This window comes from Pseudomonas sp. UBT (genome assembly GCF_050915955.1).
GTDB classification, from domain to species: Bacteria; Pseudomonadota; Gammaproteobacteria; order Pseudomonadales; family Pseudomonadaceae; genus Aquipseudomonas; species Aquipseudomonas antarctica_A.
The window spans coordinates 2,251,623-2,277,843 of sequence record NZ_CP168079.1; the positions used below are offsets into that span (position 1 = coordinate 2,251,623).

At 60.5% G+C, this 26,221-nt stretch carries 23 protein-coding genes; 10 read left to right on the forward strand and 13 right to left on the reverse strand.

The window, feature by feature from the left end:
- Window positions 1–42: 42 nt before the first annotated feature.
- Entirely contained in the window at window positions 43–561 is a 519-nt protein-coding gene (locus tag ACDZ94_RS10285; RefSeq protein WP_432751415.1) for a dihydrofolate reductase, read from the forward strand.
- A 75-nt stretch (window positions 562–636) separates the two neighbouring features.
- On the opposite strand, the gene ACDZ94_RS10290 is transcribed toward ACDZ94_RS10285, so the two are convergent.
- Window positions 637–2,025: an L-cystine transporter gene (locus ACDZ94_RS10290; protein ID WP_432751416.1), complete on the reverse strand. Its 1,389-nt coding sequence runs from the start codon at window positions 2,023–2,025 to the stop codon at window positions 637–639.
- A 241-nt stretch (window positions 2,026–2,266) separates the two neighbouring features.
- On the opposite strand from ACDZ94_RS10290, the gene ACDZ94_RS10295 reads away from it, so the two are divergent.
- A complete protein-coding gene (locus tag ACDZ94_RS10295) occupies window positions 2,267–3,325 on the forward strand; it encodes a hypothetical protein (protein WP_064454574.1) in 1,059 nt (352 codons plus the stop codon).
- Window positions 3,326–3,719: 394 nt separating this feature from the next.
- On the opposite strand, the gene ilvD is transcribed toward ACDZ94_RS10295, so the two are convergent.
- The 3 genes from ilvD to ACDZ94_RS10310 form a co-directional block, all read right to left on the reverse strand.
- A complete protein-coding gene (ilvD, locus tag ACDZ94_RS10300) occupies window positions 3,720–5,561 on the reverse strand; it encodes a dihydroxy-acid dehydratase (RefSeq protein WP_064454573.1) in 1,842 nt (613 codons plus the stop codon).
- A gap of 250 nt (window positions 5,562–5,811) precedes the next feature.
- Window positions 5,812–7,011, reverse strand: a complete 1,200-nt coding sequence (locus tag ACDZ94_RS10305) for an MFS transporter (protein ID WP_407016343.1) — start codon at window positions 7,009–7,011, stop codon at window positions 5,812–5,814.
- A gap of 242 nt (window positions 7,012–7,253) precedes the next feature.
- The gene (locus ACDZ94_RS10310; protein ID WP_003213799.1) at window positions 7,254–8,450 is read right to left on the reverse strand and encodes a class I SAM-dependent rRNA methyltransferase; all 1,197 of its coding nucleotides are present in this window, start codon (window positions 8,448–8,450) and stop codon (window positions 7,254–7,256) included.
- Window positions 8,451–8,746: 296 nt separating this feature from the next.
- Here ACDZ94_RS10310 and ACDZ94_RS10315 point away from each other — a divergent pair, with 296 nt between their 5' ends.
- Window positions 8,747–9,559: an HDOD domain-containing protein gene (locus tag ACDZ94_RS10315; protein ID WP_208604480.1), complete on the forward strand. Its 813-nt coding sequence runs from the start codon at window positions 8,747–8,749 to the stop codon at window positions 9,557–9,559.
- A gap of 21 nt (window positions 9,560–9,580) precedes the next feature.
- Entirely contained in the window at window positions 9,581–10,393 is an 813-nt protein-coding gene (mutM, locus tag ACDZ94_RS10320) for a bifunctional DNA-formamidopyrimidine glycosylase/DNA-(apurinic or apyrimidinic site) lyase (RefSeq protein ID WP_064454569.1), read from the forward strand.
- Between the two features lie 122 nt (window positions 10,394–10,515).
- On the opposite strand, the gene ACDZ94_RS10325 is transcribed toward mutM, so the two are convergent.
- The 5 genes from ACDZ94_RS10325 to ACDZ94_RS10345 form a co-directional block, all read right to left on the reverse strand.
- Complete coding sequence (locus ACDZ94_RS10325) at window positions 10,516–10,767, reverse strand: YfhL family 4Fe-4S dicluster ferredoxin (RefSeq protein ID WP_003195146.1); 252 nt, start codon at window positions 10,765–10,767, stop codon at window positions 10,516–10,518.
- Between the two features lie 171 nt (window positions 10,768–10,938).
- The gene (coaD, locus tag ACDZ94_RS10330) at window positions 10,939–11,418 is read right to left on the reverse strand and encodes a pantetheine-phosphate adenylyltransferase (RefSeq protein ID WP_003176711.1); all 480 of its coding nucleotides are present in this window, start codon (window positions 11,416–11,418) and stop codon (window positions 10,939–10,941) included.
- A 114-nt stretch (window positions 11,419–11,532) separates the two neighbouring features.
- Complete coding sequence (locus ACDZ94_RS10335) at window positions 11,533–13,128, reverse strand: GMC family oxidoreductase N-terminal domain-containing protein (RefSeq protein ID WP_432751417.1); 1,596 nt, start codon at window positions 13,126–13,128, stop codon at window positions 11,533–11,535.
- Window positions 13,129–13,290: 162 nt separating this feature from the next.
- Complete coding sequence (locus tag ACDZ94_RS10340) at window positions 13,291–13,836, reverse strand: hypothetical protein (protein WP_053258498.1); 546 nt, start codon at window positions 13,834–13,836, stop codon at window positions 13,291–13,293.
- Window positions 13,837–13,863: 27 nt separating this feature from the next.
- A complete protein-coding gene (locus ACDZ94_RS10345; RefSeq protein ID WP_432751418.1) occupies window positions 13,864–15,291 on the reverse strand; it encodes a coniferyl aldehyde dehydrogenase in 1,428 nt (475 codons plus the stop codon).
- A gap of 146 nt (window positions 15,292–15,437) precedes the next feature.
- Here ACDZ94_RS10345 and ACDZ94_RS10350 point away from each other — a divergent pair, with 146 nt between their 5' ends.
- Both ACDZ94_RS10350 and ACDZ94_RS10355 read left to right on the forward strand, forming a co-directional pair.
- On the forward strand, window positions 15,438–16,109 hold the full coding sequence (locus tag ACDZ94_RS10350; protein ID WP_064454566.1) for a TetR/AcrR family transcriptional regulator: 672 nt from the start codon (window positions 15,438–15,440) through the stop codon (window positions 16,107–16,109).
- 32 nt (window positions 16,110–16,141) lie between these two features.
- Window positions 16,142–16,996 (forward strand): sulfurtransferase, encoded by an 855-nt coding sequence (locus ACDZ94_RS10355; protein WP_064454565.1) that lies wholly within the window; start codon window positions 16,142–16,144, stop codon window positions 16,994–16,996.
- Window positions 16,997–17,111: 115 nt separating this feature from the next.
- Here ACDZ94_RS10355 and ACDZ94_RS10360 read toward each other — a convergent pair whose 3' ends face one another.
- From ACDZ94_RS10360 to ACDZ94_RS10375, 4 genes are read right to left on the reverse strand one after another with little or no spacing between them, the layout of a single operon-like run.
- A complete protein-coding gene (locus ACDZ94_RS10360; protein ID WP_259763339.1) occupies window positions 17,112–18,110 on the reverse strand; it encodes a hydrolase in 999 nt (332 codons plus the stop codon).
- Window positions 18,111–18,170: 60 nt separating this feature from the next.
- On the reverse strand, window positions 18,171–18,788 hold the full coding sequence (rsmD, locus tag ACDZ94_RS10365; protein WP_064454563.1) for a 16S rRNA (guanine(966)-N(2))-methyltransferase RsmD: 618 nt from the start codon (window positions 18,786–18,788) through the stop codon (window positions 18,171–18,173).
- Window positions 18,788–20,278, reverse strand: a complete 1,491-nt coding sequence (locus tag ACDZ94_RS10370) for a M16 family metallopeptidase (RefSeq protein ID WP_064454562.1) — start codon at window positions 20,276–20,278, stop codon at window positions 18,788–18,790. Before ACDZ94_RS10370 ends, rsmD begins: the two co-directional genes overlap by 1 nt.
- Window positions 20,271–21,626, reverse strand: coding sequence for a M16 family metallopeptidase (locus ACDZ94_RS10375; RefSeq protein WP_128591872.1), 1,356 nt, complete (start codon window positions 21,624–21,626; stop codon window positions 20,271–20,273). Before ACDZ94_RS10375 ends, ACDZ94_RS10370 begins: the two co-directional genes overlap by 8 nt.
- Window positions 21,627–21,964: 338 nt before the next feature.
- Between ACDZ94_RS10375 and ftsY the strand changes: the two genes are divergently transcribed.
- The 4 genes from ftsY to rpoH all read left to right on the forward strand — a co-directional run bounded on the left by ftsY (window position 21,965) and on the right by rpoH (window position 26,060).
- A complete protein-coding gene (gene ftsY, locus ACDZ94_RS10380; protein ID WP_407016338.1) occupies window positions 21,965–23,389 on the forward strand; it encodes a signal recognition particle-docking protein FtsY in 1,425 nt (474 codons plus the stop codon).
- Window positions 23,386–24,057: a cell division ATP-binding protein FtsE gene (gene ftsE, locus ACDZ94_RS10385; RefSeq protein ID WP_003213784.1), complete on the forward strand. Its 672-nt coding sequence runs from the start codon at window positions 23,386–23,388 to the stop codon at window positions 24,055–24,057. The genes ftsY and ftsE overlap by 4 nt, the downstream gene beginning before the upstream one ends.
- A complete protein-coding gene (gene ftsX, locus ACDZ94_RS10390) occupies window positions 24,054–25,076 on the forward strand; it encodes a permease-like cell division protein FtsX (protein ID WP_407016337.1) in 1,023 nt (340 codons plus the stop codon). The genes ftsE and ftsX overlap by 4 nt, the downstream gene beginning before the upstream one ends.
- Before the next feature lie 129 nt (window positions 25,077–25,205).
- Window positions 25,206–26,060 carry an RNA polymerase sigma factor RpoH gene (gene rpoH, locus ACDZ94_RS10395; RefSeq protein WP_003176698.1) on the forward strand — a complete coding sequence of 285 codons (855 nt, stop codon included), beginning with the start codon at window positions 25,206–25,208 and terminating at the stop codon, window positions 26,058–26,060.
- Window positions 26,061–26,221: the final 161 nt, after the last annotated feature.

Here is a 26,221-nt window from a genome sequence, read left to right on the forward strand (position 1 = left end):
TGCACGCTGCGCGTGGCTGGGGGCTCTGGTATTCTCGTCGCCATGAAAAAAACTCTCCCTTTAAGCCTGATCGCAGCCCTCGGTGAAAACCGTGTGATCGGCGTCGACAACAGCATGCCCTGGCATTTGCCGGGGGATTTCAAATACTTCAAGGCCACCACGCTTGGCAAGCCGATCATCATGGGGCGCAAGACCTGGGATTCGCTGGGCCGACCGTTGCCGGGGCGCTTGAACATCGTGGTCAGCCGTCAGACCGACTTGGTGCTCGAAGGTGCGGAAGTTTTTCCGTCTCTCGACGCGGCGGTTGAGCGGGCCGAGGCCTGGGCGCTGGCGCAGGGCGTGGACGAGCTGATGCTGATCGGCGGTGCGCAGCTGTATGCGCAGGGGCTGGAACAGGCAGATCGCTTGTATCTGACCCGGGTTGCGCTGAGCCCGGAAGGGGATGCGTGGTTTCCCGAGTTTGATAAGCAGCAGTGGAAGCTGGTTTCAAACCTGGAGAATCCAGCTGAAGGGGAAAAGCCGGCGTATAACTTCGAAGTCTGGGAGAGGGGCAGCTGTTAGCTTTAAGCCACAAGCCACAAGCTGAAGTTTAAGCGAAGTGCTCTTTCTTGCAGCTTGCAGCTTGCAGCTTGCAACTCAGCTAGCTAGCTGCACATGCTCATCGGCATTCAACAGCGCTTTATCCGTCTGCTTCATGACCTGGCTGGTAATCGCGCCCGCCGTCATCGAGCCGTTTACGTTCAAGGCCGTGCGGCCCATGTCGATCAGCGGCTCCACGGAAATCAGCAGCGCCACCAGTGACACCGGCAAGCCCATCGCCGGCAGCACGATCAGCGCGGCAAATGTCGCACCGCCACCCACGCCGGCCACACCGGCCGAACTCAAGGTCACAATCGCCACCAGGGTCGCGATCCACAGCGGGTCCAGCGGGTTGATGCCGACGGTTGGCGCAACCATCACGGCCAACATCGCCGGGTAGAGGCCCGCGCAACCGTTCTGGCCGATGGTGGCGCCAAACGAGGCGGCAAAACCGGCGATGGATTGTGGAATGCCGAGGCGGCGCGTCTGCGCTTCAATGCTCAGCGGAATGGCCGCTGCACTGGAGCGGCTGGTGAACGCAAAGGTCAGCACTGGCCACACTTTACGGAAGAACCGCAGCGGGTTGATCCCGGCCAGGGACAGCAGCAGGCCGTGCACCACAAACATCAGGCCCAGCGCCAGGTACGACACCACCACAAAACTGCCGAGCTTGATAATGTCTTGCAGGTTGGAACCGGCGACCACTTTGGTCATCAGCGCCAGCACGCCGTACGGCGTCAGCTTCATCACCAGGCGCACCAGGCGCATCACCCAGGCTTGCAGGGTGTCGATGGCGTTGATTACTTTCTGGCCTTTTTCCACGTCATCCTTGAGCAGTTGCAGCGCGGCAACCCCCAGGAATGCAGCGAAAATCACCACACTGATGATCGACGTCGGCTTGGCGCGCGCCAGGTCGGCGAACGGGTTCGCCGGCACGAACGACAGCAGCAATTGCGGGATATTCAGGTCGGCGACCTTGCCGGCGTAATCGCTCTGGATCACTTGCAGGCGCGCCATTTCCTGGGTGCCGGCCACCAGGCCTTCGGCGGTGAGGCCGAACAGGTTGGTCAGGCCGATGCCGATCAGCGCCGCAATCGCCGTGGTGAACAGCAGCGTGCCGATGGTCAGGAAGCTGATCTTGCCCAGGGACGAGGCATTATGCAGACGTGCCACTGCGCTGAGGATCGAAGCGAATACCAGCGGGATCACGATCATTTGCAGCAGTTGCACATAACCATTACCGACCAGGTCGAACCAGCCGATGGAGGCTTTGAGCACCGGGTTACCGTCGCCATAAATGGTGTGCAATACCGTACCGAACACCACGCCGAGGGCCAGGGCGAACAGGACCTTCTTGGCGAGGCTCCAGTTCGTGTGGCGAGTTTGTGCCAGGCCCAGCAACAGGGCCACGAACACCAGTAAGTTGAGAATCAGGGGCAGATTCATTGAAGCTCCGTTGAGAAGGCAGCCAATCGCGTGAGCCTGCGATTGCGAACCGGAAATGCTAACAGCTTGAAATATATTGATTTAATACCGATATGGAATGTGGACTGTCGTTTTTGGAATAAGCGTTTGACGTTCAGGTGTATGCCTTTGGCGCAATCACGACGCAAGCGGTCGCGCTCGGGCGATAACTGTCACACAGATTTGTTAGCGTCGATGTCTTTCACTCAGGGAGAAAACGCTTATGAAGCTCGCGCCAACACTACTTGCCGCCGCCTTCTGCTTCGGCCTCGCCGGCCAGGCATTTGCCGCCACCGAGTTGAAGCACTGGCCGGCGCCCGCCGCCGAGCAACTGAACAAGATGATCGCCGCCAACGCCAACAAGGGTAACTTCGCGGTGTTCGACATGGACAACACCAGCTACCGCTATGACCTTGAAGAGTCCTTGCTGCCGTACCTGGAAAACAAGGGCCTGATCACCCGCGACACCATGGACCCGTCCCTGAAGCTGATCCCGTTCAAGGACACCGCTGAACACAAGGAAAGCCTGTTCAGCTACTACTACCGCCTTTGTGAAGTCGACGACATGGTCTGCTACCCGTGGGTGGCGCAGATCTTCTCCGGCTTCACCCTTAAGGAACTCAAAGGCTACGTCGATGAGATGATGGCTTCCGGCAAGCCAGTCCCGGTCACGTACTACGACGGTGACGTGGTCAAGAACATGGACGTGCAGCCACCAAAAGTCTTCACCGGCCAGGCTGAGCTCTACAACAAGCTGATGGAAAATGGCATTGAGGTCTACGTGATGACCGCCGCGTCCGAGGAACTGGTGCGCATGGTCGCTGCCGATCCGAAGTACGGCTACAACGTCAAACCCGAGAACGTCATCGGCGTGAGCACCCTGCTCAAGGACCGCAAGACTGGCGAGCTGACCACCGCACGCAAACAGATCGCTGCCGGCAAATATGACGAGAAGGCCAACCTTGGCCTGGAACTGACCCCCTACCTGTGGACGCCGGCGACCTGGATGGCCGGCAAACACGCAGCCATCCTGACCTACATCGACGAGTGGAAAAAGCCGGTGATTGTCGGCGGTGACACGCCGACCAGCGACGGCTACATGCTGTTTCACGATGTGGACGTGGCCAAAGGCGGCATTCACCTGTGGGTCAACCGCAAAGACAAGTACATGACCCAACTCAACGGCATGATGGCCAAGCACGCAGCGGCCCAGGCCAAGGAAGGGCTGCCGGTGACGGCCGACAAGAACTGGGTGATCGTCAAGCCTGACGAGATTCAGTAAGACCGAGGCGCCTGCTTCGCGAGCAAGCCCGCTCCCACACTTGACCGAGTTCCAGCATAGGAGTGCGGTCGACCACACTTGACCGAGTTCCAGCACAGGAATGCGGTCGACCACACTTGACCGAGTTCCAGCATAGGAGTGCGGTCGACCACACTTGACCGAGTTCCAGCATAGGAGTGCGGTCGACCACACTTGATCGGGTTCCAGCATTGGAATGCGGTCGAATGTGGGAGCGGGCTTGCTCGCGAAGGCGGTGTGTCAGGCCATACATGAGCCGGCTGGCCCACCGCTTTCGCAGGCAAGCCAGCTCCCACAGTTGATTTTCAGTGTTCTGGAGGTTTTCTGCAGGCAAAAAAATGCCCCGCACTTGGCGGGGCATTTTTATGGGCGAGGCTTACAGGCCGTCGAGCATCGCCTTGTTACGTACCGCACCCTTGTCGGCACTGGTAGCCAGCAGGGCATAAGCCTTCAACGCGGTCGTCACTTTACGTGGACGCTTCTCGACCGGTTTCCAGCCTTTCTTGTCCTGTTCGACCCGGCGTGCAGCCAGTTCTTCATCGCTGATCAACAGGTTGATCGAGCGGTTCGGAATGTCGATCAGCACTTTGTCGCCATCCTGCACCAGGCCAATCGCGCCACCGGCAGCGGCTTCTGGAGAAGCGTGGCCGATGGACAGGCCCGAGGTGCCGCCGGAGAAACGGCCGTCGGTCAGCAGGGCGCAGGCTTTGCCGAGGCCTTTGGATTTGAGGTACGACGTCGGGTAGAGCATCTCTTGCATGCCCGGGCCGCCTTTCGGGCCCTCGTAACGGATGATGACGATGTCACCTTCTTTGACTTCGTCGGCGAGGATGCCGCGTACCGAGCTGTCCTGGCTTTCGTAGATCTTGGCGCGGCCTTCGAACACGTGGATCGACTCGTCCACGCCAGCGGTTTTGACTACGCAGCCGTCGAGGGCGATGTTGCCGTATAGCACGGCCAGGCCGCCTTCTTGCGAGTAGGCGTGCTCGACACTGCGGATGCAGCCGTTTTCACGGTCGTCGTCGAGGGTGTCCCAACGGGTCGACTGGCTGAACGCGGTTTGCGTCGGGATGCCCGCCGGGCCGGCCTTGAAGAAGTGATGCACGGCTTCGTCGGTGGTCTGGGTGATGTCCCATTTGGCGATGCCTTCGGCCAGGGATTTGCTGTGCACGGTCGGCAGGTCGGTGTGCAGCAGGCCGCCGCGGGCCAGGGAGCCCAGGATCGAGAAGATCCCGCCGGCGCGGTGCACGTCTTCCATGTGGTACTTCTGGATGTTCGGCGCGACTTTGCACAGTTGCGGCACGTGGCGGGACAGACGGTCGATGTCGCGCAGGTCGAAATCGATCTCGGCTTCCTGAGCGGCGGCCAGCAAGTGCAGGATGGTGTTGGTGGAACCGCCCATGGCGATGTCCAGGGTCATGGCGTTTTCGAACGCCTTGAAGTTGGCGATGTTGCGTGGCAACACCGACTCATCGTTCTCGGTGTAGTAACGCTTGCACAGCTCGACGATGGTGCGGCCGGCTTGCAGGAACAATTGCTCGCGGTCGCTGTGGGTGGCCAGGGTAGAGCCGTTACCCGGCAACGCCAGGCCCAAGGCTTCTACCAGGCAGTTCATCGAGTTGGCGGTGAACATGCCGGAGCACGAACCGCAGGTCGGGCAGGCGCTGCGCTCGTATTCCGCGACCTTCTCGTCAGAAGCGCTGGAATCGGCGGCGATGACCATGGCATCGACCAGGTCGAGGCCGTGGGAGGCGAGCTTGGTCTTGCCGGCTTCCATCGGGCCGCCGGACACGAAAATCACCGGGATATTCAGGCGCAGGGAGGCCATCAGCATGCCGGGGGTGATCTTGTCGCAGTTGGAGATGCAGACGATGGCGTCGGCGCAGTGGGCGTTGACCATGTACTCCACGGAGTCGGCGATGATCTCGCGGCTCGGCAGCGAATACAGCATGCCGTCATGGCCCATGGCGATGCCGTCATCCACGGCGATGGTGTTGAATTCTTTGGCTACACCGCCGGCGCGTTCGATCTCGCGGGCGACCAACTGGCCCAGGTCCTTGAGGTGGACATGGCCGGGTACGAATTGGGTGAACGAGTTGGCGATCGCGATGATCGGCTTTTTGAAGTCGTCATCTTTCATCCCCGTGGCACGCCACAGTGCGCGCGCGCCGGCCATGTTGCGGCCGTGGGTAGATGTTTTCGAGCGGTAATCAGGCATTGGAGCACTCCGGGCGGCTAATCAAGTACTAAAGGGGAGTGAGCTTCTATTGACGTCTGGAACACTCAGAAAATGGCCGCGTGTCCAAAAGTTGCCACTCGCGTCGCGGGATCGCCGCGTGCTTGGGCCTCGAGCTCATAAACCCGCCGGGGGATGACTGGCGATGAATAACGTCGATTCTACACCGCTGGCGGCGGGAGGGAATGGCCGTAAGCGTGGAGATAGCGCTTACGGGACGTGTGGCGGGGCATTAGCGCCCGACCCGCGCATTCGTCAACCAACCCCACAGGCTGAAAAGGATGAAGCTGACAGCAATGGTCATCAGCAAATGCGTGCCGGTTTGCGCAAGAGCGGCGCTGCTGACGGCGGCGCTGAGGAACATGATGCTGTTGCCTGCGGATGCGGCTGTGCCTGCACTGCTGGAGAACAGCAACATCGCCGCAGAAATCGCGGCAGGCCGAACCAGGGTGACGGCCAGGGCGCTGATCAGCATCGGAATCAGCAGGGTGATGGTGGTGATCGCCTCAACGCTGACGATCAGTGTCAACAGCACGCCAGCGACAAGCAGCAACCCGAGGCCGAGGTTGATTTGCCGGGGCAGCGGGATGCGCTTTTGCAAATACGACGCCGCGACGCCGCCGAGCAGATAGGCCACGCCGTACACCATCAGCACCAGGGCGTACTGGTATTCCGACAGTTTCAGTGCATCCATGAAAATCAGCGGCGTCACGCTGATCAGCGCGAAATAACAGGCAAACACCAGCGCGGCGATCCACCAGTAACGCAGGAAGTCCCGATTGCTTGCGACGGCTTTCAGCGTGCCGATGATCGAAACCGGGGCACGGTGGGGGCTGGCGGATTTGGACGGCAGGATGCAGAACGCATGGATCAACATGCCCAGCGCCATCAGCGCGAATCCGTAGAAGCTGCCTTGCCAGTCGAATGTGGTTTGCAGCCAGGAGCCTATCAGGGGTGACAGCGCGACAAACGAACCACTCAGGGTCATGTAATAGAGGCGTACCCGGGCTCGATCCTGTTCCTCGAACAGGTCTTCCACCAGGGCGTGGCCCAGCACGAAGAAGCCACAGCCCATCGCCTGTACGGAGCGAAACAGCAGGAAGGTCAGGTAGTCCGCGGCCAGCGCGCAGCCAATCGCGCCCAGGATCGACAGCGTGATGCAGCCGAGCAGGACTTCCTTGCGACCCCATTTATCCGACAGCGGGCCCGCGACCAATTGGGAGATGGAAAAGACCAGGGTGAACAGGCTGATGGAGAGTGCGATGTCCGCCGTAGGCATGTCGAACCGGGTAGCCAGCGCGGGGAATGAGGGCAGGAGAATATTGATCGGAAAGAAGCTGATCAGTGAAATGCAGGTGATGAGGATGAAGCGGGACAGTTGTTGGCGTTTTACGTCGCCACTGAGTGGGGGCGAGCAGGTGAACTCAGACATTGTTTTTGTTTTCCGGAGTAAAACCAGAAACCAATACTAGTCTGCGACATGTGGAATTCAATCAAAAACCTTGTGGGAAGCCATATGGACTTGTGTGGCCTGCGGCAATGTTTCTGACACAGCACAAAAAAATGTGGGAGCTGGCTTGCCTGCGATAACGGAGTGTCAGTCAACAGATTCATTGACGGGTCCACCGTAATCGCGGGCAAGCCCGCTCCCACATTTTGATCTGCGCTTATTGCTTAGCTGTTAGGCAGCAACCGGCAGGTAATGCTCTTGATGTAGCGCGTCTCGGCAATCGCCGGATGCACCGGGTGATCCGGGCCCTGGCCGCCGCGTTCGAGCATCTGGATATTGCGGTCCAGGTGGCGGGCGCTGGTCAGCAGGATGTTTTGCAGGTCGTCTTCCGGCAGGTGCATCGAGCAGGATGCGCTGACCAGGATGCCGTCCTTGCTGAGCAGGCGCATGGCTTGCTCGTTCAGGCGACGGTAGGCGCCTTCGCCGTTTTTCATGTCTTTTTTGCGTTTGATGAAGGCCGGTGGGTCGGCGACGATCACGTCGAAGCGTTCTTCGCTGGCTTTCAGCTCTTTGAGGGCTTCGAAGACGTCGCCTTCAATGCAGGTCATTTTCTCGGCGACGCCGTTCAGCGCGGCGTTGCGCTCAACACCGTCGAGGGCGAAAGCGGAGGCGTCGACGCAGAACACTTCACTGGCGCCGAAGGCTGCAGCTTGCACGCCCCAGCCGCCGATGTAGCTGTACAGGTCCAGCACGCGTTTGCCTTTGGCATACGGGGCCAGGCGCGCGCGGTTCATACGGTGGTCGTAGAACCAGCCGGTCTTCTGGCCCTGGATGACCGGGGCTTCGAACTTCACGCCGTTTTCTTCCAGCGCTACCCACTCCGGCACCAGGCCGAACACGGTTTCAACGTAGCGGTTGAGGCCTTCAGCGTCGCGCGCGGCGGAGTCGTTCTTGAACAGGATGCCGCTCGGCTTGAGCACTTGGGTGAGCGCAGCGATCACGTCTTCTTTGTGGGCTTCCATGGTCGCCGACGCGATCTGCACCACCAGGATGTCGCCGAAACGGTCGACTACCAGGCCTGGCAACAGGTCGGAATCGCCGTAGACCAGGCGGTAGAACGGCTTGTCGAACAGGCGATCACGCAGCGACAGGGCGACGTTGATGCGGTGCACCAGCAGCGACTTGTCCAGGGGCAACTTGATGTCGCGCGACAGCAGGCGTGCGCAGATCAGGTTGTTCGGGCTCATGGCCACGATGCCCAGGGTCTTGCCGCCGGCCGCTTCCAGGATAGCCTGGTCGCCTGCCTGGAAGCCATGAAGAGGTGTGGCGGCCACGTCGATTTCGTTGCTGTAGACCCACAGGTGGCCGTTGCGCAAACGACGATCGGCGTTGGCTTTGAGACGCAGGCTTGGCAGGGACATGACGTCGCTCCGGAAAAAAGAGCGGGAGTATACCGTGTTGTGTATGAATTCGCGGCGCCGCCGGACATGTGGGAGCGGGCTTGCTCGCGAAAGCGGTGGATCAGCCACTGTATTCGGTGACTGACACCGCGCTTTCGCGAGCAAGCCCGCTCCCACATTTGATCCGGTTTCAGTTCGGCATTTGGGTGTCGGTCAAGTCTTCATAAGGGTTAGAATCCCCGCCTAGCCCAGAGTGTGTACTTATGTCCCAAGAGCTTTCCGCCGAGCAGATCCAACAGGCCCTGCAAGGCATCAGCGTGCCGCCTCAACCGCAAATCATGGTGGATTTGCAGATGGAGCAGTACATGCCCGACCCGGACCTGGAAGTGATCGCGCGGTTGATCTCCCAAGACCCAGGCTTGTCCGGTGCGCTGCTGAAGATCGTCAACTCGCCCTATTACGGCCTGAGCAACAAGATCGCCTCGATCCAGCGCGCAGTGAACCTGCTGGGCAGCCGCTCGATCATCAACCTGATCAATGCGCAGTCGATCAAGGGCGAGATGAGCGACGACACCATCGTCACCCTCAACCGCTTCTGGGACACTGCCCAGGATGTGGCCATGACGTGCCTGACCCTGGCCAAACGCACCGGTTCGCAAACCGTAGACGAGGCCTATGCCTTGGGCCTGTTTCACGATTGCGGTGTGCCATTGATGCTCAAGCGTTTTCCCAACTACATGACGGTGCTGGAAGAGGCCTACGCCAACGCCGGCCCCGACTGCCGGGTGGTCGACACCGAGAACAACGCGTTCAACACCAACCATGCAGTCGTCGGTTATTACACCGCCAAGTCCTGGCGCCTGCCGGAGCATGTGACCGACGCCATCGCCAACCACCACAATGCCCTGGCGATTTTCAGCGATGAGTCGTCGCGCACTCCGCAACTGAAAAACCTGCTGGCGATCCTGAAAATGGCCGAGCATATCTGCTCGTCTTACCGTGTGCTGGGCAGCCAGTCGGTAGACCATGAGTGGAATGCTATCGGCCACCTGGTGCTGGATTACGTGGGCCTGTCGGACTACGACTTTGAAAGCATGAAGTTGTCGATCCGCGAGCTGGGCGCGCACTGACCCTTTTTTCAAGAGGTACACATGCCCGAGTTACCAGAAGTCGAAACCACCCGGCGCGGAATTGCGCCCCACCTGGAAGGCCAGCGGGTCAGTCGCGTGGTGGTGCGTGAGCGGCGCCTGCGCTGGCCAATCCCGGAAGACCTTGATGTGCGTCTCTCAGGGCAGCGCATCGTATTGGTGGAGCGGCGGGCCAAGTACCTGTTGATCAATGCCGAAGTGGGCACCTTGATCAGCCACTTGGGCATGTCGGGCAACCTGCGCATGGTGGAAGTCGGTTCGCCGGCACTCAAACATGAGCATGTGGACATCGAACTCGAATCCGGCCTGGCCCTGCGTTACACCGACCCCAGGCGTTTCGGCGCGATGCTCTGGAGCCACGACCCGCACAACCACGAGTTGCTGATGCGCCTGGGGCCCGAGCCGTTGACCGACCTGTTTGATGGCGAGCGCCTGTTCCAGCTGTCCCGTGGGCGTTCGATGGCGGTGAAGCCGTTCATCATGGACAACGCAGTGGTGGTGGGGGTGGGCAATATTTATGCGACGGAAGCGTTGTTTGCGGCGGGGATTGACCCGCGTCGGGCCGCGGGCGGTATCTCACGCGGGCGCTATTTGAAGCTGGCGATTGAGATAAAGCGCGTGCTGGCGGCCGCCATTGAACGGGGCGGTACCACGCTGCGCGACTTTATTGGGGGTGACGGGCAGCCGGGGTATTTCCAGCAGGAACTGTTTGTCTACGGCCGGGGAGGCGAGGCGTGCAAGGTCTGCGGGACGGAGTTGCGCAATGTGGTGTTGGGGCAGCGGGCGAGTGTGTTTTGCCCTAAGTGCCAGAGCTGACTCTGTGTGATGGCTGATGCCGCCTTCGCGAGCAAGCCCGCTCCCACACTTGAATGTATTCACACGTCTAAATGTGGGAGCTGGCTTGCCTGCGATGAGGCCCTGATGGGCGCCACAAAGGCTTAGGCCTTACCGGTAATCTTCCGGTACTTCTCCATCAACTGCTCTTCAGTCTCCGGATGGGCTTCATCCAGCGGAATGCAATCCACCGGGCACACTTGCTGGCACTGAGGCTCGTCGTAGTGGCCGACACACTGGGTGCACAGGTTGGGGTCGATCACGTAGATCTCTTCGCCCTGGGAAATCGCAGCGTTCGGGCACTCGGGTTCGCAGACGTCGCAGTTGATGCAATCGTCGGTGATGATCAGGGACATGGAAACTCCTGCCAGGGCTGTCAGCCAGGGCATCTGAAAACGAATGCGCGCAATTGTGCCGCATTGGCGCCCACAGTGCGAGCGCACATGACCTGTGGCTTATGTGCTTGTGGGGGTGAGCTGGCTTATTGTGGCAAGCCCGCTCGCCACAACAAGCCCACGCCTCAGAAATTACTTCTTGAAACGCAGGGTCAGCGCATCTGCCACGGCCGGGTGCACGAACTTGGTGATATCCCCGCCCAAAGCAGCGATTTCACGGACCAATGTGGAGGAAATGAACGAATAACGCTCCGACGGCGTGAGGAACAGGCTTTCCACGTCGGGCGCCAGTTGACGGTTCATGTTGGCCAGCTGGAATTCGTATTCGAAGTCCGACACTGCACGCAGGCCACGCAGGAACACATTGGCGTTCTGCTCTTTGGCGAAGTGCGCCAGCAGCGTCGAAAAGCCCACCACTTCCACGTTAGGCAAGTGCTTGGTGACCTCGCGTGCCAATTCCACGCGCTGTTCCAGGGGAAACAGCGGGTTTTTCTTGGGGCTGGCGGCGACCGCGATGATCACATGGTCGAACAAGCGAGAGGCGCGTTCGACCAGATCGCCATGGCCTTTGGTAATCGGGTCGAAGGTACCTGGGTACAACACTCGGTTCATCGCGTCGTCCTGGCGGAGTCCGTTGGGGAACCGGATGGTATCGCAGCCGTCCCGGTCGGCCAAGTCAACTTATGCAGAAGAAAGCACTATAGACAGCACGAATACCGTGTTTTTTCATGCCGTTTTCAGACGTTCGGCCAATGCTGTCGCCAGTTGCGCCGTCAATCCGTACACCGACAATTGCGGGTTAGCCCCAATGCTGGTGGGGAATAAAGAGCCGTCGTGGATCGACAGGTTGCGCAATTGGTGATGCCGGCCGAGGCTGTCGGCCACCGCGTTTTTCGGGTCTTCACCCATGGCGCAACCGCCCATTACGTGGGCGCTGCCCAGTGTCGTACGGTGCAATTCCAGGCTCAGGCCGTCAATCAGGCTGCGCGCCTCGGCCAAGGTGTTCACGTAGCGTGCATCGTGGTGCAACGGCTTGACCGACTTGGCGCCCGCCGCGAACTGAATCTCGGCCATGGTATGGAACGCCCGGCGCAGGCCGTCCCAGGCGTAATCCGACACCTGATAATCGAGCACCGGCGTGCCGTCACTGCGCAATTCCACGGTGCCGCCCGGGCTGTCGGGATGAAAGCCGTCACGCAGCAGCGCGAGCATAGCGTGGGTATGGGGCAGTTGGCTCATGTCCAAGGCGTTCTGCGTGCCGTAGCCGCCGAACAGGGTGCTGGCCAAGCCCGGATGTAAGGGCGGAGCCTCCAGCTTGTAGGACATTTTGCCGGTAGTGCCGTCCTGCCATTGGAAGTGGTCGGAATAGATCGACTGCGGCGCACCGTAGAACGGGTTGATGACCTCGTCGAACAGCCCGGCGGAGAAGTTCACCAAGTGCAGAAAAGTGCGCTTGCCCAGCCGCGAATGCGGGTCGGGTGCGTCCGAACGCATCAGCAGTGCCGGGCTGTTGATGCCACCGCCGGACAGGACGTAATGCTTGGCCTTGACCGTGATCTTGCGCCCGGTGGGGGCCACGCAGCGTTCATCCATGGCGACGCATTCCAGGCTGCTGATCGTGTCGCCGCTGTAGTTGAGGTGTTCGGCGCGGGCCAGGTAGAGCAGCTCACCGCCTTTTTCCAGGGTGGACGGAATGGTGGTGACCAGCATCGACTGCTTGGCGTTGACCGGGCAGCCCATGCCGCAATACCCCAGGTTGAAGCAGCCGCGCACGTTGCGCGGAATCACGTGCCAGCTGTAACCGAGTTTTTCGCAGCCTTTGCGAATCACATCGTTGTTGGCATTCGGTGGTATGGCCCACGGCGCGATACCCAGGCGCTGCTCCATCTTCTCGAACCACGGCGCCATCTCGGCGCTGCTGTGGCCTTTTACCGCGTATTCGCTGGCCCAGTGGGCGAGGGTGGCATCGGGCGTGCGAAAGCTCGACGTCCAGTTGATCAGCGTGGTGCCGCCCACGGCCCGGCCCTGCAGGATGGTGATCGCGCCGTCTTTGCTCATGCGGCCGATGCCTTCCTGGTACAGGCTGGCGTAGGCCTCGTCTTCCAGCAGTTTGAAATCGCTGCTGGTTTTGAGCGGGCCTTCTTCGATCAGCAACACCTTGTAGCCGGCTGCGCTGAGGATCTCGGCGGTAGTGCCGCCACCGGCGCCGCTGCCGATAATCGCCACATCGGCTTCCAGGGTCAGGTCGTTGCCTAAGGCGGCGCCATTGTGGGTTTTCCAGCCACGGGCCAGGCCGTCGCGGAACAGATCGGGTACGGGCATATGAAGTGCACTCTTGTTTTTATGAGTTAAACGCTACGAAGTTGCGGTCAAGGTGGGCGCTGGCTTGCTCGCGAATACGGTGTATCAGTTAAGAATTTATTGACTGACCCACCGCTTTCGCGAGCAAGCGCGCTCCCACATTTTCTGATCGGGTTATCAGGGCTAGATCTTCGGCGGGCCGGGGTAGCCGCAATGGGCCCAGGATTGCGGGCGGAAGTACCACGCCATGATCACCAGCTTGAGCAGTGAACCCTGGCCCATGCGCAGCAGGTTGAGGTAGCTGTTTTCCCAGCGGTGCAGGAAGTTGCGAATCTGCTCGCTGCTGGCGTTTTCCCAACTGCCCCAGATCCCGGTCAACGGGCCGCGGGTGATACCCATACCCAGTACGTCGAACAGTTGCTGGGTGAGCTTGAACATCTCCGGCGATAAGTGCTGCAGGCTGTAGTCGAGTTTTTTCAGGGTGTCTTCGATCCCGGCGACTACGTCCTGGGCGCTGGCGGCGCCTTCGAGCAGCACCGGGATGACCGCGCGCAGGAACGGCAAATCACTGCTGCGCAGCATGGCAAAGCCGCTGGCCGGGGTGCTGCTGGAGCAGCCACTGAGGCTGGCGCCGAGCCCGGCGGTGGCCAGGAACGCGCTGGCGCACAGGCCGATTTTCAAGACGCCGCGCCGCGACAGCGCGGGTGAATCAGTCAGGCTAGGGTTCATTGTTATTGTTATCCCGAGGGTGTGTTATCAACGGATAAACAGCTTCTGAATCAATTTCTGGATCGACTTGCCGTAGGGCGGGTAGATCAACTTCGCCGCGTTCAGGCGCTGCTTGACCAGCACACCCTTGGCCTTGCTGAACGTGAGGAACCCTTCATGACCGTGGTAGTGGCCCATACCCGACGGGCCGATGCCGCCAAAAGGCATGTCGTCCTGAGCCACGTGCAGCAGGGTGTCATTCAGGCACACGCCGCCGGAGTGGGTCTCGTGGAGCACGCGGTTCTGCTCGCCCTTGTTGTAGCCGAAGTAATACAGGGCCAACGGGCGAGGGCGCTGGTTGATGTAGGCAAACGCCTGGTCGATGCCGCGATAAGGCACGATCGGCAGCACCGGACCGAAGATTTCGTCCTGCATCACGGTCATGTCATCGCTGACATTCAGCAACAGGCTATGGGCCATGCGCCGAGCCTGGCCTTGCTCGTAAAGTGGAATCAGGGTGGCGCCTTTGTCGGTGGCGTCTTTGATGTAGGCATTGAGCCGGGCCTGTTGCCGCTCGTTAATGATGGCGGTGTAGTCCGGGTTGTCGGCCAGGGTTGGATAAAACCCACGGACTGCCTTGGAGTAAGCCTCGACAAAGCTCTCCACTCGGTCTTCCGGCACCAGCACATAGTCCGGCGCCACACAGGTTTGTCCGGCGTTCAGGCATTTGCCGAAGGCGATGCGCTCGGCGGCGTCCTTGAGTGGCACGTCGGCGGAAACAATGGCGGGCGACTTGCCGCCCAACTCCAGCGTGACCGGCGTGAGGTGCTCGGCCGCCGCGCGCATTACGTGCTTGCCGATGCTGGTGGCGCCGGTGAATAACAAGTGATCGAAGCGCAGTTTGGAAAACGCCATACCCACTTCGGCCTCGCCCAGCACCACGCACACCAGGTCCTCGGGGAATATTTTCGCCAACAGTGTCTTGAGCAGCGCGCCCGTGGCGGGTGTGGACTCGCTGAGTTTGAGCATCACCCGGTTACCCGCCGACAAAGCGCCGACCAGCGGGCCAATGGCCAAATACAGTGGGTAGTTCCAGGGCACGATTACCCCGACCACACCGAGCGGCTGGTAGATGACTTTGGCTGACGCTGGTTGGAAGGCAATGCCCACAGCGCGACGGGAAGGTTTCATCCAGCCTTTGAGGTGTTGGCTGGCGTAGTGAATGCCATGCAGGCTCGGCATCAGTTCGGCGAACAGGGTTTCGTCGGCGCTACGGTGGCTGAAGTCCTGGCTGATCGCGTCGATCAGCGCCTGGCGCTCGTCGCTGAGCAAGTCGCGCAACGCCTTGAGCCATTGCTGGCGTTGCTCGGCGGGCGGCATCGGGTTGGCCGCATAGGCGAGACGTTGGGCGTCGAACAAGCCCTGGAGTTGATCCAGCGCCTGGGCGTCTTGCAGGTAGGCAACGTTGGCAGACATGGCGCAGTTTCCGATTGTCATTGGAATGCATCATTTATTAGAGTCATTGCTCTAAAATGTCAAATAACATTGCAGCAACATGCGGATTTATCCTGAGCAGGATAGGCCGTAAGATGCTTCATCACGTGTTCAGAAGCTGATCCCCTATGGCACCACGAGTAAAGACCAGCGAGCGCATTGTGCAAACCAGCCTGGAGCTTTTTAACCAGCAGGGTGAACGCAGTGTCAGCACCAACCATATCGCCGCCCATATGGAAATTTCCCCGGGCAACCTGTACTACCACTTCCCCAATAAGCAGGCGATCATCGCCGTGCTGTTTCGTGAATACGAAGCCCTGGTAGACAGTTTTCTGCGCCCGCCCCAAGGCCGCGCCGTTACCGTCGAAGACAAACGCTTCTACCTGCAGGCCGTGCTGGCCGGCATGTGGCGCTACCGTTTCCTGCACCGTGACCTTGAACACCTGCTGGAAAGCGACCCGGAACTTGCCACCGGCTACCGGCGGTTTTCCCAGCGCTGCCTGATCCAGGGCAACGCCATCTATCAGGGATTTGTCGATGCTGGCATCCTCAATATGGACCCCGTGCAAACCGAAGCGCTGACCCTTAATGCCTGGATCATCCTCACCTCCTGGGTGCGCTTTCTGTGCACCACCAATGAAAACTCCGCTCACTTGAGCGCCGAAGCGATCAAGCGCGGTGTGTACCAGGTGCTGGTGCTGGAGGCGGGGTTTGTCACCGCCGAGGCGAAAGAAGCAGTGGATGCCTTGTTCAAAGAGTTTTACGTGCCGTTGAATCAGGCACTGGAAGAAGTGAAGTAGGGCCTTTCCCAATCTATTCACAGGAGTCCGTCATGCCGCTTGCCCAACTGATCAGCCCCCAGCAATTGGCCGAGCGCCAACAGCGCGGCGGGCTGGTGATACTGGATTGCCGCTTTGCCCTGGAAGACCCGGACTACGGGCTTTGCAGCTACGCCGAAGGGCATATCGAAGGCGCGCAATATGCCGATCTCGAACGCCATCTCAGCGGGCCGGTGACCAAAGGCGTGACTGGTCGTCATCCGTTACCGGCTGCAGATACGTTGGTTGTGCAACTGCGAGCCTGGGGCATCAACGCCGACACCGACATCGTGCTGTATGACGACGGCCCCGGCGCCTATGCCGCCCGCGCCTGGTGGCTGCTGGCCTGGCTGGGCAAGCGTGATGGCGTGTTTATTCTGGACGGTGGCCTCAAGGCCTGGCATGCGGCAGGTTTCCCGCTGAGCCTGGATGCACCGGTGGTTGAGCCGGGAACATTCGCCGGTACGCCGGATAATCACCTGCTATTGGACGCGGAGCATCTGCAAAAGCGCCTGGGCGAACCGGGCATGACCTTGATCGACGCCCGCGCCCAAGCGCGTTTTCGTGGCGACGTGGAGCCGATCGACCCGATCGCCGGGCACATTCCCGGCGCGCAATGTGTGGCATTCAACGAAAACCTGGGCAGTGATGGCCGTTTCCTGCCGGCTGAGCAGCTCAAGCAGCGCTTCGCCGCGCAGTTGCAAGGGCGTTCGCCGGATGAACTGGTGGCGTATTGTGGTTCGGGTGTGACGGCGTGCCACAACCTGTTCGCCCTGAGTTTGGCGGGTTATCCGTTGGGCAAGTTGTATGCAGGGTCGTGGAGTGAGTGGATTACTGATCCGGCGCGGAAGATTGCGACTGGCGACTAAATATCCAGTTTGAAAGCCCGATTAAGTGTGGGAGCTGGCTCGCCTGCGATTGCGGTGTGTCAGTCAGTAATCGGCCAGATGACACGGCCTTATCGCAGGCAAGCCAGCTCCCACATTATTTACCGTGTTTCTCCAGCAACCATTGGGGAATGCGGCGCTCCAGGTAGTAGCTGGGGCGCTTCAGCGAACCGTCGACAAACCCCACATGCCCACCCTTGGCCAGCAACTCGAACTCGGTGCAATCCGACAGTTCGCTGGCTTCAGGCAAGCTGTGTGCGAACACGAAGGGGTCGTCGGCAGCCTGGATGATCAGGGTCGGGGTACGGATTTCGCCCAAGTAGTAACGGCTCGACGCGCGGCGGTAATAGTCCTCTGCACTGAGGAACCCGTGCAGCGGCGCAGTCACCCGGCCGTCGAAGTCCCAGAACGTGCGCATCTTCTCCAGGGAGCCAAGCGCTTCCAGGGTTTTCAGCCCGTCAGCCCGGCCATCCTGTAGAAACCGGCTCTGCTTGAGACGGATATACGCCAGCATCTCGCGCATGAAATGCTTTTGATAAACCCGCGAAAAGCCCAACCCTATGCGATCTGCACATTGATCCAGCCGAAACGGCACCGACACCGCTGCCGCGCCTTGCAGCCCGGAGGCTTCGCCGGTTTCTCCCAGGTGCTTGAGCAGCACATTGCCCCCCAGCGAATAACCCACTGCGTACAGCGGAGCCAACGGCCGCTTGGTGCGCAGATGGGCAATCGCGGCCGCCAGGTCTTCGCTGGCACCCGAGTGATAGCTGCGCGCCAAGAGGTTGGGTTCACCCGAGCACCCACGCCAGTTCAAGGCTGCGCTGGCCCAGCCTTGGGTGGCGAGGGCTTTTTGCAGGCCAGCCACGTAGGGCGAATTGGACGAGCCCGTCAGCCCATGCAACACCAGCACTAATGGCGCTTGCGCGTCATGGGGGCCATGCCAGTCGAGGTCGAGAAAGTCGCCGTCGTCCAGCCATAGGCGCTCGCGCTGGCGTTCGATATGGGTGGTAGGGCGCCACAATGGGCCCCAAAGCGTTTGCAGGTGTGGGTTGCCAAGGCCGAAGGCGGGTTTGAACAGGTCGACGGAAGGGGTCATGGATATCTCTGTAGCGAGCGAGCTTGTTGTGGCGAGCGGGGCAAGCCCGCTCGCCATAAATCAGGCGGCGCTTTCCACCAAGCGGTGCCACAACGCGTAATACACTCGACCGGATTTCTGTTCCCGGTGCAGGCGCCAGGCGCCCGGCAGGCCGAGGGTAGACGGTGCAGTCTCGCTCTCAGTGTAGACCCACGCGTCCGGTGCCAGCCATTGGCGCTCTTCCAGCAACGCACACACGGTCGGCAGCAGGTTCTGGTTGAACGGCGGGTCGAGGAACACCACGTCGTACTCGGTGGCCGGCTGGGTTTCCAGGTAGCGCAGCGCGTCGGCGGTCTGAACCTGGCCGGTGGTGCAGCGCAGGGTGCCCAGGTGTTCCTTGAGGCTGGAGACAGCCACATTGCTGGCATCCAGCGCCTGGCCCTGGGCCGCGCCACGGGACAGTGCTTCGAGGAACAGCGCGCCGCTGCCGGCAAACGGGTCCAGTACCTTGGCCCCGCCGATGTACGGCGCGAGCCAGTTGAACAGGGTTTCACGTACGCGATCCGGCGTTGGGCGCAGGCCGACGACGTCGGGGAAGCTCAGCTTGCGGCTGCCCCATTCGCCACCAATGATGCGCAGTTGGCCCACACCGTTATGGACGTTGTGGACGGGTTTTTTTGGGCGAGATGAACTGGCCATTAATGCTCCGGAACCCCGAGCGGCTGCTCGGCAGGTTTATCAGTGGGGGGCGGTAGTGGCTTTTGCGCAATCGTCGGGCCGGCGGTCACGATGACCATCTTGTCGGCGCTCAAGTGTTTATTCATGGCAGCCTTGACCTGTTCTACGGTCAGGGCCTGTGATTGTTTCATGAAATCTTCCAGATAGCTCAGCGGCAGGTTGTAGAAACCCATGGCGCCCAGCTGCCCGACGATATCGGCGTTGCTCGCGGTGGACAGCGGGAAGCTGCCGGCCAGCTCGCGCTTGGCGTCATCCAGTTCTTTCTGCGTCGGGCCGGTCTTGAGGTAGTCGGCCAGCACGTCTTCAACCAGGCGCAAGGTGCCGCCGCTCATTTCGGCGCGGGTCTGCAGGTTGATCATGAACGGGCCGCGCACCTGCATCGGCGAGAAACCGGAGTACACGCCGTAGGTCAGGCCGCGCTTTTCGCGCACTTCGCTCATCAGACGGGTGCCGAAGCCACCGCCGCCGAGGATCTGGTTGCCCAGGGACAAGGCGGCGTAATCCGGGTCGGCGCGGTCGATGCCCAGTTGTGCGAACAACAGGTGCGTCTGCTTGGACGGGAACTCGATATGGCTCAGGCCAGCCTTCGGCTCGGTTGGCTGGGCGATCTTCGCCAGGGCCGGGCCTTTAGGCAGTGATGCGGAGACCTTGGCGGTCATGGCTTCGGCCTCGGCGCGGGTCAGGTCGCCGACCACGGCAATGACCGCGTTGCCCGCCGCGTAAGCCTTGGCGTGGAACGCCTGTAACTGCGCGAGGGTAATTTTCGGGATGCTATCGGGCGTGCCTTCGCTCGGGTGCGCGTAAGGGTGGTCGCCGTACACGCGCTTGAACAGTTCAAGGCTGGCCAGCTTGGCAGGGTTTTGCTTCTGGTACTCAAAACCGGCGAGGATCTGGTTCTTGATCCGGGCCAGGGAATCGGCCGGGAAGGTCGGCTTGCCGATCACGTCGTCAAACAGTGCCAGGGCCGCATCGCGCTTGTCGCTGTCGCTCAGGCTGCGCAGGGACACCAGCGCCATGTCGCGGTAGGCGCCATTGCCGAAGTCGGCGCCCAGGCCTTCAAAACCGCTGGCAATCTGGCTGACATCCTTGCCCGGCACGCCTTCGTTAAGCATGGCGTTGGTCAGCAGTGCCACACCGGGACTGTTGCCATCCTGGCTGCTGCCGGCGGCGAACAGGATGCGCATGTCGAACATCGGCAGTTCATGCGCTTCGACGAACAGCACCTTGGCGCCCTCGGCGGTGGTCCAGGTTTGCACGTCAAGCTTGCGGTTGGTCGGCGCCTTGCCATCCAGTTCCGCGAGGGATTGCAGTTTGTTGGCCGATTGAGCCTTGTCCAATGCCTGGCTGGCTACGGACTCGCTCGGGCGCAGGAAGTACACGGCACTGGCTGCAATCAGTGTGACGACGACCAGGCCAGGAAAGATCAGCCGGCTGCTTTTGCGATCACTCATGAGCGGTCTCCTCAGGCAAAACATGGGCGACGCTCAAACGCTCGCGGGTGAAATAGGTACGTGCGGCCTTCTGGATATCTTCCGGCGTCACGCTTTGCAGGTCGGCCAGTTCGGTGTCCATGAGCTTCCAGGACAGGCCGACGGTTTCCAGGGAGCCGATGGCCGTGGCCTGGCTGGTAATGGAATCACGTTGGTAAACCACGCCGGCAATCACCTGAGCGCGGATACGCTCCAGCTCTTCAGCGGTCGGCGGTTTGGCTTTCAATTCGTCCAGCAGGCGCCACAGGCCGGCTTCGGCTTGGGCAATGGTCTTTTTCTTCTGCTGGTTCGGAGTGGCCGTCAGGGTGAACAGGCTGTCGCCACGGGTGTAGGCGTCGTAGCTGGTGGAGGCGGCGGACACCAGCTCTTCACCGCGCTCCAATTGCTCCGAGATACGCGCGCTGTAGCCGCCATCCAGCAGGGCCGAGAGCAGGCGCAGGGCTTGTACCGAGCGTTTGTCTTCGGCGGTGGCCAGGCCCGGTACGTTGAAACCGAGGATTACGCTCGGCAACTGGGTCTGCACGTGCATGGTCAGCAAGCGCTCGCCGGGTTCGGCGAGCTCCAGCGGGATCTTGGCGGGTGGCACATCACGTTTGGGGATCGGGCCGAAGTAGCGCTGGGCCAGGTTTTTCACCTCGTCCGGGGTCACGTCGCCGACCACCACCAGCGTGGCGTTGTTCGGCACGTACCAGGACTGGTACCAGTGGCGCAGTTCTTCGACTTTCATGCGTTCAAGGTCGGCCATCCAGCCGATGGTCGGCGTGTGATAGCCGCTGGCCGGGTAGGCCATGGCCTTGAAGCGCTCGTAGGCCTTGGACATTGGGTTGTCGTCGGTGCGCAGGCGGCGCTCTTCCTTGATGACCTCGATCTCGCGGCTGAACTCATCGGCCGGCAGGCGCAGGCTGGCCATGCGGTCGGCTTCCAGTTCGAAGGCGACGCCCAGGCGATCACGGGCCAGTACCTGGTAGTAGGCGGTGTAGTCGTCGCTGGTGAAGGCGTTTTCTTCGGCGCCCAGGTCGCGCAGGATCAACGAGGCTTCGCCTGGCCCGACCTTGGCACTGCCCTTGAACATCATGTGTTCCAGGGCGTGGGACAAACCGGTCTGGCCCGGTGTTTCATAGCTCGAACCCACCTTGTACCAGACCTGGGAAACCACCACCGGTGCACGATGATCTTCGCGCACGACCACTTTAAGGCCGTTATCCAGGGTGAATTCATGGGTGGGTTGTGGGTCGGCAGCCAAGGCTGAAAGGGGCAGACAAACTGTGCCGAGCAGCAGGCCAGCGGCGCGGCGGGCTAGAGCATTCATTCGTTTTTAAACCTGTTGGGTTGCCCGCTTGGTCTTAGCGTCGGCGGGCGAGGAGGTGCTAGGATACTGATCCGATTTGGACACGGCCACTGCGGCGGTCATCTTGTCCCGGATCCAGTCGTAGGAATGTTGGAGTAGATGGTGGGTTTCCCCGACGATCTTCCACTTTTCGCCGATTTTATCGCTTCAGTCCTTTATTGAAACGATTTGTTGAGGCCTTTATTTACGCCTTACAAAATGTTGCGCATGAACAAGCGAGCGTTAAAGCAGTCTGTTCTGCATCGAATTTATTTACCGAGGCGCCCTGGCGCATCGCTACTTTGAGATAGCCGTCCTCCATGTTTGGTTCCAACGACGACAAGAAGAGCCCAGCTGCGGCTGGCGAGAAAAAAGGCCTGTTCGGATGGCTGCGCAAAAAGCCGCAGGAAACCGTCGTCGAACAGTCGCAGGTTCAACCTGAGCCTATCCCAGAGCCTGTACTGGAAGCCGAACCGGTCGCTGAAACCCCGGCGCCGATCGTGTTGCCGATGGCTGAGCCGGTATTGCAGCCAGTGGAACAGGTTGAGCCAGAGCCAGAGCACAAACCGTGGCTGGAACTGCCGGTGGCCGAAGAGCCCGTGGCCTTGGTCGAAGATGTGCAGGCTGAGCACGTGACGCCGCCGATTCCAGTCGTGGTTGAGCCGGTAGCGGTTGTGGTCGAAGCGCCGCCAGCCATCGAAGCATCTGCGCCGGTAGTTGTAGAGCCAACACCGGCCCCCGTGGTTGTTGCCGCGCCTGCCGTTATCGAGCCGCCGGTCGCACCAGAGCCGGTCGTCGTTCCCGCCGAAACCAGCAAGACCGGCTTCTTCGCCCGTCTCAAGCAAGGCCTGAGCAAGACCAGCGCCAGCATCGGCGAAGGTATGGCCAGCCTGTTCCTGGGCAAGAAGGTCATTGATGATGAACTGCTGGAAGACATCGAAACTCGCCTGCTGACTGCCGACGTGGGCGTCGAAGCCACTGCGGTGATCATCCAGAGCCTGACCCAGAAGGTCGCGCGCAAGCAGTTGACCGACGCCGATGCGCTTTACAAATCCCTGCAGGCCGAGCTGGCTGCGATGCTCAAACCCGTCGAAGCCCCGCTGGTGATCACGCCGAACAAACCGTTCGTGATCCTGGTGGTCGGCGTCAACGGCGCCGGCAAAACCACCACCATCGGCAAGCTGGCCAAGAAACTGCAGTTGGAAGGCAAGAAAGTCATGCTTGCCGCCGGTGACACTTTCCGTGCCGCCGCCGTGGAGCAGCTTCAAGTCTGGGGGGAGCGCAACAAGATTCCGGTGATCGCCCAGCACACCGGCGCCGACTCCGCCTCGGTGATCTTCGATGCCGTGCAAGCCGCCAAGGCCCGTAACATCGATGTGTTGATCGCCGATACCGCCGGTCGCCTGCACACCAAAGACAACTTGATGGAAGAGCTGAAGAAAGTGCGCCGCGTGATCAGCAAGCTCGACGCCGAAGCACCGCACGAAGTGTTGCTGGTGCTCGACGCCGGCACCGGCCAGAACGCCATCAGCCAGGCCAAACAATTCAACCAGACGGTGCAACTGACCGGCCTGGCATTGACTAAGCTCGACGGCACGGCCAAGGGCGGCGTGATCTTCGCCCTGGCCAAACAGTTCGGGTTGCCGATTCGTTATATCGGCGTCGGTGAAGGCATCGACGACCTGCGCACCTTTGAAGCCGAACCCTTTGTACAGGCACTTTTCGCCGAGCGGGAGCGTTCATGATTCGATTCGAACAGGTCGGTAAACGCTACGCCAACGGGCATGTGGGCTTGCATGAGCTGAGCTTTCGAGTGCGTCGCGGCGAGTTTTTGTTTGTGACCGGCCACTCGGGTGCCGGCAAAAGTACATTGTTGCGCCTGTTGCTGGCGATGGAGCGCCCTACCACCGGCAAGTTGCTGCTGGCGGGTCAGGACCTGGCCACCATCAGCAATGCGCAGATTCCTTTCCTGCGCCGTCAGATTGGCGTCGTGTTCCAGAACCATCAGTTGCTGTTTGATCGTACGGTGTTCAATAACATTGCCTTGCCGTTGCAGATCCTCGGGCTGTCCAAGGCTGAGATCGTCAAACGTGTGGATTCGGCGCTGGAGCGTGTGGCGCTGTCGGACAAGACCGACCTGTACCCGGGCGACCTGTCCACCGGCCAGCAGCAACGCGTCGGTATCGCCCGCGCCATTGTTCACCGCCCGGCCTTGCTGCTGGCGGACGAACCCACCGGTAACCTCGACCCGCGTCTGGCGGCCGAGATCATGGGCGTGTTCGAAGACATCAACCGATTGGGCACCAGCGTGCTGATCGCCAGCCACGACCTGGCCCTGATCGCCCGTATGCGCCACCGCATGCTGACCCTGCAACGTGGCCGCCTGATCGGTGACGGGGAGGCCGGCGTATGAGTGCGACACGCAGCCCTAAAGTTTCCGAGCGCGTGGCGCCCAAAGCCGCCGACCCGCAACCGCAGAAGAAAAAACGCGACGATGACGATGGCCCGGATTTCGGTACGCTGCTGCGCGCCTGGATCGAAAGCCATCGCGCCAGCCTGCTCGACAGCCTGCGCCGCCTGGGCAAACAGCCGATTGGCAGCTTTTTCACCTGCCTGGTGATGGCTGTGGCCCTGAGCCTGCCGATGGGGTTGTCGCTGCTGCTTAATAATGTCGAGCGCCTGGGTGGGTCCTGGCAGCGCGCGGCGCAGATTTCTCTGTACTTGAACCTCGACGCCAACACCAAAGACGGCGAGAGTTTGCGTGATGACATCAAGAACCTGCCGGGTGTCGCAGATGCCGAGTACATCAGCCGCGACCAGGCCCTTGAGGAGTTCCAGCAGCAATCCGGCCTGGGCGAGGCGCTCAAGGAGCTGCCGCAGAACCCGCTGCCGGGCGTGGTGCTGGTAACGCCGAATGAAGTCGACAAGCCGGCCCTTGAAGCCCTGCGACAAAAACTCGCAGAGATGCCCAAGGTGCAACAGGCTCAACTTGATCTAGTCTGGGTAGAGCGCCTGGCCGCGATCCTCAAGCTGGGCGACCGCTTTGTGTTTGGCCTGACGGTGCTGTTGGTGTCTGCATTACTTTTGGTGATAGGTAATACCATTCGTCTTCATATTGAAAACCGTCGCACCGAGATAGAAGTGATTAAACTGGTCGGCGGCACGGACAGCTATGTGCGTCGTCCATTTCTGTACATGGGCGCGCTTTATGGCTTTGGTGCGGGGATTTTGTCCTGGGGTGTGCTGGCGTTTGGCCTTGATTGGCTGAACGACGCGGTAGTCGGGCTTGCCGGTTTGTACGGCAGCGATTTCGCCTTGGCTGGCGTGCCGGTCGCCGATGGGCTGTCACTCTTGCTTGGCGCGGTATTGTTGGGGTATATCGGTGCCTGGATTGCGGTCGCTCGTCATTTACGTGAGCTGGCGCCGAAGTAGTTAATGTCAGATTAATGTGGTTTCGTTTGTATTGACCGTATTGGTGGTTTAGGGAACTTGTCCTACGGTTCCCGGTCAATTTTCGCAGTGCTGAACTGCACGAGTTATGTGAGTCGGAGGTTTTTTCGTATGACCACTTCTTTGCAACCTGCTTATGCTTTGGTCCCGGGTGCGAACCTGGAGGCCTATGTGCACACGGTCAACAGCATTCCATTGCTGACACCGGAGCAGGAGCGTGAACTGGCCGAGAGTCTCTACTATGAGCAGGATTTGGGGGCGGCTCGGCAGATGGTGCTCGCCCACCTGCGTTTTGTCGTACATATCGCCCGTAGCTATAGCGGCTACGGCCTGGCCCAGGCTGACCTGATCCAGGAAGGCAACGTCGGCCTGATGAAGGCTGTAAAGCGCTTCAATCCTGAGATGGGTGTACGCCTGGTGTCGTTTGCTGTGCACTGGATCAAGGCTGAAATTCACGAGTTCATCCTGCGCAACTGGCGCATTGTGAAAGTCGCGACCACCAAGGCCCAGCGCAAACTGTTCTTCAACCTGCGCAGCCAGAAGAAACGCCTGGCATGGCTGAACAATGAAGAAGTCCACCGCGTGGCCGAAAGCCTTGGTGTGGAACCGCGTGAAGTGCGCGAGATGGAAAGCCGCCTGACCGGCCATGACATGGCCTTCGACCCCGCCGCTGAAGCGGATGATGACAGCGCTTTCCAATCGCCGGCCAACTACCTGGAAGACCACCGGTACGACCCGGCGCGTCAACTGGAAGACGCCGACTGGAGCGACAACTCCAACCACAACCTGCACGAAGCGCTGGAAGTGTTGGACGACCGCAGCCGTGACATCCTCTACCAGCGTTGGCTGGCAGAAGAAAAAGCCACGCTGCACGACTTGGCACAGAAGTACAACGTGTCGGCCGAGCGAATTCGTCAGCTTGAGAAAAGCGCGATGAACAAGCTGAAGTTGTCGATCGCCGCCTAAAACGTAGCGATAAGTCAAAAAAATGCCCCGATCGAAAGATTGGGGCATTTTTGTTTGGGCCCGAAAATCTGATATCCAGTGCGGTTCTCTGTGGGAGCTGGCTTGCCTGCGATGAGGCCCTTTCACCAGCACCTCTGCAAGCTGCCACACCGCTATCGCAG